Genomic DNA, 12612 nt, shown 5'->3' on the forward strand with positions numbered 1-12612 from the left:
GTATCCGCTAAGCCTAGTCCTCTCGTGAGTATGCTCATAATGCCCTTTTCCACCGGCCGTGCCTAATGGATGAGATTAACGCGTTCTTGTCTGGTAAATACACCTCATTATCATATATATCTTGAATAAGTATTTGTTTACCTACGCAAAGGTACGCTATAGTCAAGAATAAGTATTTCTAATCAAGGGCTTGTATGCAATCGACACAATCGTGCAAAACCAACAAGTACTTTTTGTCGACATTTAGCGTCCTGCTAAATTCTCTCAAAAATATCAGCTCAAGCCCTCTGCATTACTTAGTACTTTTATTCGCTCTTACGGTATTTAGTGAAAAACTTTACTCTAAAACTAAACATACTTACCTTTTTGACCAACTATCGGTAGAGGATGGTCTATCGCAACTAACGATCACCTCTATCGCCCAAGATGATTTTGGGTTTATGTGGTTTGGCACTCAAAATGGTCTTAACCGATATGATGGTTACAACTTTAAAATTTATAAGTCTGATATTGATAACCCTAACACTTCTCTGACCTCAAATTTTGTTCGAGCTTTGGCTGTCGATAAGCCCACAGGAAAGCTTTGGATAGGCACAAACAATGGAGGAATTAGTCTATTTAATCCTGAAACAGAAACTTTCGAAAATTATCGACATGATCCCAAGGATCATCTTAGCCTTCCCCATGATATGGTTAGGAGTATTTTCATCGATCATAGCGACACGGTATGGGTCGGTACGGGTAACGGTTTAGCTCGGTATGATAGAAAAGACAAGCGATTCCAGCAGGTGAGTATACCGGTAACATTAACCCCTTCATCACCATTAGTCATTAGAAGTATAGTTGAAGATAAAAACAAGACCCTTTGGATCGGCACAACCTACGGGGTATTTAAGCGTACAATAAACTCAGAAACGTTCGAGAAACATTCTTTATTATCAAGCACCAGCAGCCAAGATATCTCCACGCTTTTTGTCGACAATGAATCCCAGCACTTATGGATAGGAACCATTAGTGATGGCATTATCCGACTGAACCTTTCGGAGAATACAACCACTCGTTTTGCCCATGACGAAAGTGACCCATTTAGCTTATCCCACAATGCAGTATTAGATATCATCCAAATAGATAACAACGAAATATGGGTAGGAACTTCAAGGGGCTTGAACATTTATTCTCCCGAGGACAATAACACATTCATTAGATATTTACCGGATCCAGCAGACAACAAAAGCCTGTCGTCTAGTAATATTGAAACACTGCTCCAGGACGAGGCCGGTGTGGTTTGGGTAGGCAGCTGGACTGATGGACTTAATAAGACAGATCCTTACTCTACCCTATTCAAAACCATTAACCCTGATAATAAGCGGGGCAACCCAGGGTTAGCAGAAGATTTAAACGGCAACGTGTGGTTCGCCACTCATAATGGATTATACTGGCTTAGTAGCGACAACAAAGTGTCTGAAGGACTGTATCACCACCCAGATACGGTTCAAGCCAAAGTGCGTAACGAAATTATAGGCGTTTCCGCATCTAAAATAGAGCCAGTTATATGGCTAGGGACTAGACGAGGCTTGAGTCGTTATCGTGTCGGAGAACAATGGATAGAACCTGTCGCGTTAGATGGCTACTTGGTGTATAGCGTCTTTGAAGCCAATGATGGTACAGTTTGGGCAGGAACCTATAACAATGGGTTGTTTCAACTTGATAGAAATACTTTTAAAGAAATCAGACGTATCCCATCGTCTCTAGTTCCAGATATTTATCAGGACGATAATGGTGTCATATGGGCCGGTTCAACGAATGGGTTGTACCGAATTGAAGGCGATAGCCCCATACAAATATTCAGACATCAAGAAACGACTCAAAATTCACTAAGCCATAATACCGTTACCTGGATATCAAAAGACAGTAAGTCTAACTATTGGATTGGTACGCAGGGTGGCGGCATCAATAAAATGACGTTCCCGGATGATGACTATACATCACCGGACTTTACACACTACTCGATAAAGGATGGCTTTGACTCTGAAGCCATTGGCAGCATTATAGAAGATAAAAGCGGTACCTTTTGGGTTAGTACGACTAGTGGCATTTCGCGCTTTAATCCTGAATCTATGGATGTTGATAACTTTAGTGACAGCGAGGGGGCAAATAAGGGCGGCTATTATGTGGGCTCAGGTATATTATCCTCGAACGGTAATATTTATTTTGGTGGGCCACACGGGCTGACCGAGTTTGACCCAAATCAAGTACAGCTTAATCAGTACAAACCTTCAACGCGTATCGTCTCGTTCCGTCTTTTTAACCAACCCATGACCATTAGCGCCAATGATGACAGTTCGCCGCTAACAAAACCAATTTATTTGACGGAAACACTCAATCTATCATCGAAAGATAGCGTGATTTCATTTGAATTTAGTTCGTCACATTATTCAGCACCTAAAAATAACCGATATGCTTATATGCTAGACGGGTTTGATCATCAGTGGAACCATGTTTCATCTAACCGACGCTTTGCGACTTATACTAATTTGTCTCCTGGGCAGTACACTCTCAAGGTAAAAGGTACCAATAAAGATGGTATATGGGGCGAACCAACCGAATTAACATTGGTTATTAATCCTCAGTGGTGGCAAACCAAAACGTTCATACTCATGGTTGTGGTGAGTTGCATTTTAATCATGCTAACTATTTATCGGTGGCGGGTACAATGGCTTCGTCAGCAGTCTATAAACCTGAGGAAAATGGTAAAAGAGCAAACCGAAGAGTTGAGGATTGTTAACCGTCGATTAGAGAAAACATCTAAACGAGACTTTCTGACTAAGCTAAGTAACCGTCGTGACTTTATTGATTTAGCCTCAAAAGAATTCTTTAGATATAAGCGGCACGGAAATCCATTTTGCATCATTCTTTTTGACATTGATTACTTTAAAAAAGTTAATGATGAATATGGTCATGATGCTGGTGACCAAGCCCTTATTGAGATTTCAAAAATCACAAAAACCATCTTTAGGAGTGAAGATATTATTGCTCGCTGGGGAGGAGAAGAGTTTATCATTTTGCTGCCTGAGACGCCTTACCAGGGGGGGCTTGTAGCAGCTGAAAAGATAAGAGCTAAGGTAGAATCACTCGACTTTTATTATCAAGAGACGAAAATTCCTTTGAACATAACAGTAGGTGTTTCAGTAGTCAGTGAATGTGAATCATTAAAAGCCTGCATAGTAAAAGCTGATGAAGCCCTTTATGAGGGAAAAAGTAAAGGTAGAAACTGTGTCGTTTAAGTATTGCCGCAAATACTCACTAGCGATCACTGCGACTTATCTTAGCTTAAGCGTTACAGACAAGGTTTTGGCAAATAATCCCCTACACGCCTGATTATTTAATGTTTCGACCGCTAGCTGGTTCTAACTCCATATGAAAGTGGCTAATCACTCTTTTATAGCAATAAATCAGAACAATAGCTGGGCATCTGAGCTGATGATGGTTACAATGCCAAGCTTAATGAGAATGAATACCACTTCAATTAGCGCATGAGTGAGCAGTACCCACTACTCAAACTGAATCAAGTTGAATGTCGATATGGCGATCAGGTGATCGTTAAAGACATTAATTTCTCATTGAAGCAAGGGGATAGCGCCTGTTTATTGGGTGCCAGTGGTTGCGGTAAAACAACTCTGCTCAGAGCCATTGCTGGCTTAGAGCCAATTTATGATGGCTCCATTAGCATTCATGGCAAGATTTGCTCTACGGCAAATCACATGCTTCCCCCTGAAAAGCGCGACCTCGGTCTAGTCTTTCAAGATCACGCCCTCTTCCCCCATTTAAGCATTTTCGATAACGTCGCTTTTGGCCTGCGTAAAATGAAGCGCAAAGACAAAATTGCACGCGTCAATCAATGCCTTGAATTGGTTGGGTTAGGCGGTATGGGGCAGCGCTTTCCGCACCAGCTTTCAGGCGGCCAGCAACAGCGCGTGGCATTGGCCCGAACGATTGCGCCTAAACCGAAACTGGTCTTGATGGACGAACCCTTCTCTAGCCTTGATACGCATTTGCGACGTTCGCTGGCTCGTGAATTAAAAGCGGTCTTAGCGGATCAAAATATTGCTCACTTACTGGTCACTCACGATCAGCAAGAAGCGTTCGCCATGGCGGATTATATTGGCGTGATGCACGAAGGAAACTTACTGCAATGGGACAGCCCGTATAATCTGTACCACAAGCCGCAAGATGCCCAGATAGCGACCTTTATTGGCGAAGGTTACTTCATCGCAGGCAAGGTATGCGATCAGAATGATATCGTTTCTACCGTGCTCGGTGACTTCACTATCGCCAATGGCACACATTTTAAGCCAAACCAAGACGTCTTAGTCTTGATGCGCCCCGATGATTTAAAGCCAAACTCGAACTCAAAACACCGCGCTAAGGTCAGCCACAAGGTCTTTAAAGGTGCGATTATTGAGTATGAACTGGAGTTACCCAATAAAGAACGTCTAAAAGCGATTTTCCCGAGTCACCATGACTATGCGCTATCACAAGATATAGGGTTCGATTTAGACATCCAACACCTTATCGTCTATCCGAACTTAATTTCTGTCTAAAACTTCAAAAAATTAAAAATTCATAAAAGTGCTTGATCACGCGCAAAAGCCGGTGGAATAAGGGCTGCAAAGTTACTCCCCTGTTTCTCACAAGTTATCCACAGTAAATTACACAAGATATGCTCTTGCTTCTCATCTAAAAACGCACTATCTTGTATCTATTGGCTTTTAGCATACTATATATGGTAAGTGAACAAGTTGTTCTAACTTGTTGATTTATTGCAAAAGCGCATTAGATTTGTACAAAAAACAATCAAAATAACGGTAATTATCAACTAACGATTCAATCTCTCGGACGAAAGAATCGTTACAAAGCATCAAGAGGTCTGGCAAGATGGAAACCGAAGTCGGCAAAGCACAACAAGCAGCTGCACCAACCCCAACTCAACGTTCTGACGCAAGCCCAGAAATTAAAGCAAATAAACCCGGTGAAGTCCGCGTCATTCGACGTAATGGCAAGGTCACGCCGTATGATGACAGCAAAATTGAAGTGGCAATGACAAAAGCTTTTCTTGCTGTTGAAGGTGGTAATGCGGCAGCGTCTTCTCGCGTTCATGAGACGGTTCGTCAGCTAACTAAGCAAATCACCGAAGCATTCAAGCGTCGTATGCCAGGTGGCGGCACCATTCACATTGAAGACATTCAGGATCAGGTTGAACTGGCTCTAATGCGCAATAGTGAACAGAAAGTGGCTCGCGCTTATGTTCTGTATCGTAACGAACGCGCACAAGAGCGTGCGGCTCGTGACAATGACAAGCTTGACGCTATCGTTGGCGACAACGCGGTAACAGTAACTGGCGCTGATGGTCAGAAAAAACCTCTCGATGTTCAACGCCTACATACTGTGGTGGTTGAAGCTTGTAAAAACTTAGAAGACGTCGATGGCGACCAAATCATCAAAGAAACGATGCGTAACCTGTACGATGGCGTGGCTTTGAGCGACGTCTATCAAGCACTAGTGATGACTGCTCGTACTATGATTGAGGTCGAACCAAACTACTCATACGTAACAGCCCGCTTATTGCTCGACAATGTTCGTACAGAAGCATTGCGTGAGCTGGGCGTTGGTAAACGTGCGACGCAAAGCGAAATGGCAGCGATTTATCCGCAAGCCTTCAAAGCTTATTTAGAGCTTGGCGTAGAGCACGAATTATTAAGCCCTGAATTACTATCATTCGATCTTGAAAAGCTGGGCAACGCGATTCAAGCAGATCGCGACTTACTGTTTACCTACCTTGGTATTCAGACGCTTTACGATCGCTATTTCATTCATAAAGACGAAATTCGTATCGAATTACCGCAGGTATTCTGGATGCGCGTCTCGATGGGCTTAGCGGTGAACGAAGAGAACCGTGAAGAGCGCGCGATTGAGTTCTATAACATTCTTTCGACGTTCCACTACATGAGCTCAACACCAACGCTATTTAACTCAGGCACGTTACGCCCACAGCTTTCTAGCTGCTACTTGACGAACGTTCCCGATGACCTAGACGGCATTTATGGTGCGATTAAAGATAACGCCCTACTGTCTAAGTTCGCCGGCGGTTTAGGTAACGACTGGACGCCAGTACGTGGTCTTGGCGCTTACATCAAAGGCACCAACGGTAAATCACAAGGTGTTGTACCATTCTTGAAAGTAGCCAACGATACTGCGGTTGCGGTTAACCAGGGTGGTAAACGTAAAGGTGCGGTTTGTGCTTACTTAGAAACATGGCACATCGACATCGAAGAGTTCCTAGAGCTGCGTAAGAATACGGGTGATGACCGTCGTCGTACGCATGATATGAACTCTGCGAACTGGGTGCCAGACTTATTCTTAAAGCGTGTTAGCACCGATGGCGAGTGGACTCTATTCAGCCCGAACGAAGTACCCGATCTGCATGACTTGTACGGTAAAGCGTTTGAAGAGCGCTATGAGTACTACGAAGAGATGGCTAAGTACGGCAAGATGAAAACCGCCAAAACCATGCAAGCGAAAGATTTGTGGCGCAAAATGTTATCGATGTTATTCGAAACAGGCCACCCATGGATTACGTTTAAAGATCCATGTAACTTGCGTTCGCCACAGCAACACGCAGGCGTTGTGCACAGCTCAAACCTTTGTACTGAAATTACGCTGAACACTAAAGCTGGCGAAGAAATTGCGGTATGTAACTTAGGCTCGGTTAACCTTCCTAAGCACATGGTTGACGGCAAGTTGGATACAGAGCAACTTGAGAAAACCGTTACAACAGCTATCCGCATGCTGGATAACGTGATTGACATTAACTTCTACCCAGTAGAAACAGCGCGTCAGTCAAACATGCGTCACCGCCCTGTTGGCCTTGGCATGATGGGCTTCCAAGATGCCTTGTACGTACAGAATATTCCTTATACATCAGAAGAAGCAGTAACCTTCGCTGATAACGCGATGGAAGCGATTTCCTACTACGCGATTAAAGCGTCGACTGACCTTGCTGAAGAGCGTGGCTCTTACGGAAGCTTCGCAGGCTCATTATGGTCACAAGGTATTTTACCAATCGATTCCATTCAAAAGTTAATCGAAGAACGTGGCGAAGAATTTGTTGAAGTTGATACCAGCAGCACTATGGACTGGGATACGTTACGTGACCGCGTGAAAAACGTCGGCATGCGTAACTCTAACGTGATGGCGATTGCGCCGACGGCTACGATTTCGAACATCACGGGTGTGTCGCAATCTATCGAACCGACGTATCAGAACCTTTACGTGAAATCGAACCTTTCTGGCGAGTTCACCGTGGTTAACCCTTACATGGTTCGCGAGTTGAAGAAACGCAACTTGTGGGACAACGTGATGGTTAATGACCTTAAGTACTACGAAGGCAGCTTGAAACCGATCGAACGTATACCACAAGAGTTGAAAGACTTGTTCGCCAACGCTTTTGAAGTTGAGCCTAAGTGGTTAGTCGAAGCAGCGAGCCGTCGCCAAAAATGGATCGACCAAGCGCAGTCACTGAACCTTTACATGAGCGAACCGTCTGGTAAGAAACTCGATATGGTTTACCGCATGGCTTGGTTCCGTGGTCTTAAAACGACTTATTACTTGCGCTCAATGGGCGCGACAAGCACTGAGAAGTCAACCATCAGTGATGGCAAGTTAAACGCCGTATCGTCAGCGCCAGTAGGCTCTGCGGCGCCACAAGCTTGCTCCATTGACGACCCTGACTGCGAAGCTTGTCAGTAACACTATTCGGGGAGCTTTTTAGCTCCCCTTTTAGACATTAAGAACGAATTAGCAACACAGCAAAAATTAATGAGGTAGAGATATGTTCAACTGGGACGACTACGAAAAAGAAGAAAAAGCGGAACAAAAACAACCGCCGCAACAGCCTAAAGCTGAACCAGCGGTAAAACCAGAACCAGCTCCACAAACCGCAGAAGCGGCAAAACCAGCGGCTCCGACAACCGAAGAATATGTTGAACCTGAAGCTTTAGACAATGTCGCCAAGGCTCAAGCATCGTTAGAAAGCCTCGACGTCGCTCCAGGCCTAGAAGAGCTCGAAATGGGTGCTGAGCGTATTGAAGTAGACGACAAGAAAATGATCAACTGTCGTGCAGACTTAAATCAGTTAGTTCCTTTTAAATACGACTGGGCTTGGCAAAAATACCTCGATGGTTGCTCAAACCACTGGATGCCTCAAGAAGTTAACATGACTAAAGACGTGGCGACGTGGAAAGATCCAAACGGCTTAAGCGATGACGAACGTCGTATCGTGATGCGTTCACTGGGTTACTTCTCTACCGCTGACTCTTTAGTGGCTAACAACCTCGTTTTAGCCATCTATCGCTTGATTACTAACCCTGAATGTCGCCAGTATATTTTGCGCCAAGCGTTTGAAGAAGCGATCCACACTCACGCGTATCAGTACTGCATTGAGTCACTGGGTATGGACGAAGCGGAAGTCTTTAACATGTACCGCGAAGTGCCGAGCATCGCTAAGAAAGCCGCTTGGAGTATTAAACATACTCAGGGCATTTCAAACCCAGCATTCACCACAGGCACGCCAGAGTCCGACCAAGAATTACTGCGTAACTTGATTGGCTTCTACTGCGTCACCGAAGGTGTTTTCTTCTACTGTGGCTTCACTCAGATCCTATCGATGGGTCGCCGTAACAAAATGACCGGTGTTGCTGAGCAGTTCCAATACATTTTGCGTGATGAATCAATGCACCTAAACTTCGGTGTTGACGTCATTAACCAGATCAAATTGGAAAACCCACACCTGTGGACCGAAGAGTTCCAACAAGAAGTGATTCAAATGATTCTTGAAGGTACACAGCTCGAAATCGAATATGCACGTGACACTATGCCACGTGGCGTATTAGGCATGAACGCCAACATGATGGAAGAGTACTTACAGTTTATCTGTAACCGCCGTCTGGCTCAGCTAGGCCTTCCTGCACAGTTCAAAAACGTCTCAAACCCATTCCCATGGATGAGCGAAATTATGGACTTGAAGAAAGAGAAAAACTTCTTCGAAACTCGTGTTATTGAATACCAAACAGGTGGCGCCCTTTCTTGGGACTAACCTGAAGTTTCCAAAGTACCATTTGGGGGAACGGAGAAGCTCTAGTAGCTTCTCATCCAGAAGCCTGACAAGAAATTGTCAGGCTTTTTTTCGCTTAAAATTAAAGACGTTCTACTTCTTATTTTTTCGACGTCTCCACGTAATAAAGCCGCTGGCAACCAACCAAATTATAATGAAGGCGGTAATGTCGTGAGTTATTTTCCCACTCAAGCCAATAATACTTCCGCTATGTAAGTCTTGTACAAATTGTAAATGTGTAATCTGGCGCTGGCGATATTTATCGCCGAGTTCGCTCTGTGTTTTTTTATCTGCAGGAGTAGCGCTTTGGTTATTTATCGTTAACGCCTCTGTCGGCTTCCAAGCGTAGGTCATCATGTCAAAGCGGTAATGGGCATCTTGGCTAGTCTTGATAAGTAACTGGTTGTCTAGCACACCTATAGACTCGACAATACCGTCAACCTGTCCAGAAAAAGAAGCCACCTCGATTAACTTAAAGTCATCTGTTAACCAGTAAACATTTGCTGAAGTAGCAAGTAGTACATCCTCTTTCCACCAACCAAAAAAAAGAATGCTTCCTTGTATATCTTCCCAGTAAGCATCATCAAGATATACCTGCTTACCAACTTGGCACGCACTCTTAGATTTGGACTCCAAGCAACGTACATTTTTTGGTAAGCTTACACCATACCAGTCGAGTAGCCAGCCTGTCGTGATATAAGACTGGTGAAGCTTTAATCCTTCGTAATGATTGAGTAAAACACCTGTAATCGCTAAATTTAGTAGAAAGATTGAAGCGATCATACCAAAGCGACGATGCCACTTTCGGAAGTGAAGTTTATGGTTACTGGAAGAAGACTTGCGATTTTGTTTCATTGCACAATTTCATTTAACATCAAAGCTACGCGAGCGATCTTTTTCATCGCGCTAACTGACATAGTTGCACCTGTTATTCCATCGATATGCCTATCTAATTCATTATCTTCAGTCAGCTTGATTTGTTCAAACTGCTCTGTAAAAGCCTGCATATGGATTTCATCTCCGCGACTTTCTCGGAACTCAAGTACTCTTATAGCGCTGATTTGTTGACCCTTTACGCTAACACCAAAACTGATAGGTTTTTCTTTACCAATTTCATCCAAAAACCACACAGACTGATCACTATGCTGCCAATAACGCAATCGTAACTTAGGGTAAGAGTGGTCAAGAATTTCAGTGATTTTTTCTTGCACTTCATCATCCAGCCAGAGCGTTTTCATTTTAGGTCTTACGCCTTCTTCTAAAGGAGCAAATGCTTGATGGATAAACTGCTGCTTAGTCATATACTGCTGAGCTTGGCTAGTGGTCATAGTTGCCAACAACACAATTGAAAAGCTTATTTTCAAGAAATTAGTTATCACAATAATCAACTCTCAAAACGAGTAAAGGCAGGCTCTCAGGCCTGCCTTTATTACCAACTTAAAAAGCAGTCTTTATTAGAACTGGTAACCTACACCTAGGTTGAAACCGTTGCCATCTTGAGCACCAGAACGATTTTCTAGGTCAAATTTAAACACAACGTTTTCATGTGGCCAGTAGTTGAAGCCGACATTAGATTGCTTCATTTCTGTATTAATACTGCTGTTACCAGCGGCATTGTCCCACACACTATAACGTGCAAAGATACCGAACTCGTCGTTGAAGCGATAGCTTGGTTCAACGAAGAAGCCGTCTTGCTTGTCTTGACCGTTCATTTCAGCTTCTGCGCTATCGATATCCCAACCTGCATACAAGGCACGGATACCAAAACCATCTACGTTATAGATAGCGTGAGCGGTGTATAGGTTTGCATCAGCATTCAAAACGCCTTGTGTTAAATCTGTTTGGTGCTGAACCGATGCTGCTAACTCTAAACCTGGAATAGCAGTGTACTTGATGCGTGCTGTGTAAGCAAAGCTGTCTGCATTTGCTTTCGCAACCTTCTGGCGACCGCTACGAATGCTGAAATCATAAACACCCGCGTCGTTTGGTACTTCGAGACCAGAGTGTATAGCAAAGTCTGCTGTTAAACCTTCAGCCAACTTACTTGTCACACCTGCACCAGCTTCCCACCAAGTGGTAGGTATAATGTTTTTTTCAATTGGGTTTCTTTCTACACCGTAAAATGTTGGTGGCTCATGAGTTTCGTTCAAAATACCGACCGGCACTAAGAATAAACCTGACTTGATAGAAGTAGCATCAGTAACATCAATTTCGACATAAGCCTGCTCAAGCTCAACCTCGCCAGGTTTTCCGTCGCCAGATAGTGAGTGCTCAAGTTCAAGTTCAGAGAAAAAACGAATACTATCAGTGAACTGATAGCCCATGAAAGTTACGAAGCGGTGGAAATCGATAGACTCTTTGTCTTCGATATTGTTGTAATGTAACTCACCATAACCACCAAAAGATAACTTTGAGCTCGCCGAATTGTTCATGCTTTTTTCTGCAGCTTCAACCGAAGCTTCCGCTTTTTTATCAGCTTTCTTTACCGACTCTTTAAGCTCATTGATTTCTTTTTGTTGAGCATCGATAAGTTGACGTAATTCTTCATTTGTTGGTTCTGCCGCATTTGCCGTAATGCATGACATTAGTGCTGCAGACACTAGCGCAAGTTTAAATTTCACAATATTCCCCTAAACGAAAGTAGTTAAAAACGTGCGCACTATATACAAACCTTCACCGTAATGCAAATCATTCTTATTACTACTTGGATATAGTTTAGCGACCCGCTATTAACATAATTAACGATTCACTAGGCTTTTTTATAATACTCAGCTATATCATCGCTTTAATTTTACGGTAGGTTTTAATGTTTCAGAAGTTATTCACTTGCTCAAACTCTTATGGCTGGGATAAACCCACTATTATTTGAGGTGTATATACATACTTAGTAAAAAGCGGCAAATGGATTAAAGGCAGCACATCAAGCAAAAAAGCTGCTTAGTCAGTATGGTTACTTCTAGGAGGATTCTTTAAATACAAGTAAACGAAGGTTAAAGCTCTGTATGGCGTACGGCCTTTAGCAATGTGTAGATCGAGAATCTCCGTCACTTTAGGATTCTGTTGCGGTAGATAATTAAGGATTTCTTCTCGCGATAGGTTCGCTGGAGAGCGGATAATTTCATAAGATTTTTGTTTAAAGTTATACAGTCTTGTAGCTTCAGGGGCTTGTGGAATTTTTATGGTGACCTTTACAGTGGCGCTAGCACCGTATGTGGAGGCTGAAAAGAGGTAAAAAACGAGGCAGAGCATTAATGTCTTAAGCATTGCAACTCCAAGTGTCGTTTTAGCATGCTAAGCTTAAACCGCACCAAGCCTGATGTTTCACTGACTTTATCTGGGGGCTTTAAGACAGATGTTACTAAGGCGCATGAATTAAAGGTTGAGTTCGAGCAACTCACATCGGAAGCCGTGAGTTCGACGGGGTAATTCCTTGTTTTTACATA

The 12612-nt window shown here is 43.4% G+C and carries 8 protein-coding genes; 4 read left to right on the forward strand and 4 right to left on the reverse strand.

Annotated features, from left to right (window positions below; translation table 11 throughout):
• Positions 1-194 precede the first annotated feature (194 nt).
• The 4 genes from ABD943_RS02565 to ABD943_RS02580 all read left to right on the forward strand — a co-directional run bounded on the left by ABD943_RS02565 (position 195) and on the right by ABD943_RS02580 (position 9151).
• The gene (locus ABD943_RS02565; RefSeq protein WP_345291623.1) at positions 195-3284 is read left to right on the forward strand and encodes a ligand-binding sensor domain-containing protein; all 3090 of its coding nucleotides are present in this window, start codon (positions 195-197) and stop codon (positions 3282-3284) included.
• Between the two features lie 249 nt (positions 3285-3533).
• On the forward strand, positions 3534-4601 hold the full coding sequence (locus ABD943_RS02570; protein WP_345291624.1) for an ABC transporter ATP-binding protein: 1068 nt from the start codon (positions 3534-3536) through the stop codon (positions 4599-4601).
• A gap of 334 nt (positions 4602-4935) precedes the next feature.
• The gene (locus ABD943_RS02575; RefSeq protein ID WP_345291625.1) at positions 4936-7806 is read left to right on the forward strand and encodes a ribonucleoside-diphosphate reductase subunit alpha; all 2871 of its coding nucleotides are present in this window, start codon (positions 4936-4938) and stop codon (positions 7804-7806) included.
• Positions 7807-7888: 82 nt separating this feature from the next.
• Positions 7889-9151 (forward strand): ribonucleotide-diphosphate reductase subunit beta, encoded by a 1263-nt coding sequence (locus ABD943_RS02580; protein ID WP_345291626.1) that lies wholly within the window; start codon positions 7889-7891, stop codon positions 9149-9151.
• A 111-nt stretch (positions 9152-9262) separates the two neighbouring features.
• On the opposite strand, the gene ABD943_RS02585 is transcribed toward ABD943_RS02580, so the two are convergent.
• The 4 genes from ABD943_RS02585 to ABD943_RS02600 all read right to left on the reverse strand — a co-directional run bounded on the left by ABD943_RS02585 (position 9263) and on the right by ABD943_RS02600 (position 12433).
• The gene (locus tag ABD943_RS02585; protein WP_345291627.1) at positions 9263-10024 is read right to left on the reverse strand and encodes a PepSY domain-containing protein; all 762 of its coding nucleotides are present in this window, start codon (positions 10022-10024) and stop codon (positions 9263-9265) included.
• Positions 10021-10548 carry an FMN-binding protein gene (locus ABD943_RS02590; RefSeq protein WP_345291628.1) on the reverse strand — a complete coding sequence of 176 codons (528 nt, stop codon included), beginning with the start codon at positions 10546-10548 and terminating at the stop codon, positions 10021-10023. Before ABD943_RS02590 ends, ABD943_RS02585 begins: the two co-directional genes overlap by 4 nt.
• Before the next feature lie 75 nt (positions 10549-10623).
• Entirely contained in the window at positions 10624-11754 is a 1131-nt protein-coding gene (locus ABD943_RS02595) for a porin (protein ID WP_345292675.1), read from the reverse strand.
• A 352-nt stretch (positions 11755-12106) separates the two neighbouring features.
• A complete protein-coding gene (locus tag ABD943_RS02600) occupies positions 12107-12433 on the reverse strand; it encodes a hypothetical protein (protein ID WP_345291629.1) in 327 nt (108 codons plus the stop codon).
• Positions 12434-12612: the final 179 nt, after the last annotated feature.

It is taken from the genome of Kangiella marina (genome assembly GCF_039541235.1).
Lineage (GTDB): Bacteria > Pseudomonadota > Gammaproteobacteria > Enterobacterales > Kangiellaceae > Kangiella > Kangiella marina.

Excerpts from the sequence above, each read along its gene's own strand:
- ABD943_RS02565 (WP_345291623.1), top strand. The coding sequence starts at position 195 with ATGCAATCGACACAATCGTGCAAAACCAACAAGTACTTTTTGTCGACA.
- ABD943_RS02570 (WP_345291624.1), top strand. The coding sequence starts at position 3,534 with ATGAGTGAGCAGTACCCACTACTCAAACTGAATCAAGTTGAATGTCGA.
- ABD943_RS02575 (WP_345291625.1), top strand. The coding sequence starts at position 4,936 with ATGGAAACCGAAGTCGGCAAAGCACAACAAGCAGCTGCACCAACCCCA.
- ABD943_RS02580 (WP_345291626.1), top strand. The coding sequence starts at position 7,889 with ATGTTCAACTGGGACGACTACGAAAAAGAAGAAAAAGCGGAACAAAAA.
- ABD943_RS02585 (WP_345291627.1), bottom strand. The coding sequence starts at position 10,024 with ATGAAACAAAATCGCAAGTCTTCTTCCAGTAACCATAAACTTCACTTC.
- ABD943_RS02595 (WP_345292675.1), bottom strand. The coding sequence starts at position 11,754 with ATGTCATGCATTACGGCAAATGCGGCAGAACCAACAAATGAAGAATTA.
- ABD943_RS02600 (WP_345291629.1), bottom strand. The coding sequence starts at position 12,433 with ATGCTTAAGACATTAATGCTCTGCCTCGTTTTTTACCTCTTTTCAGCC.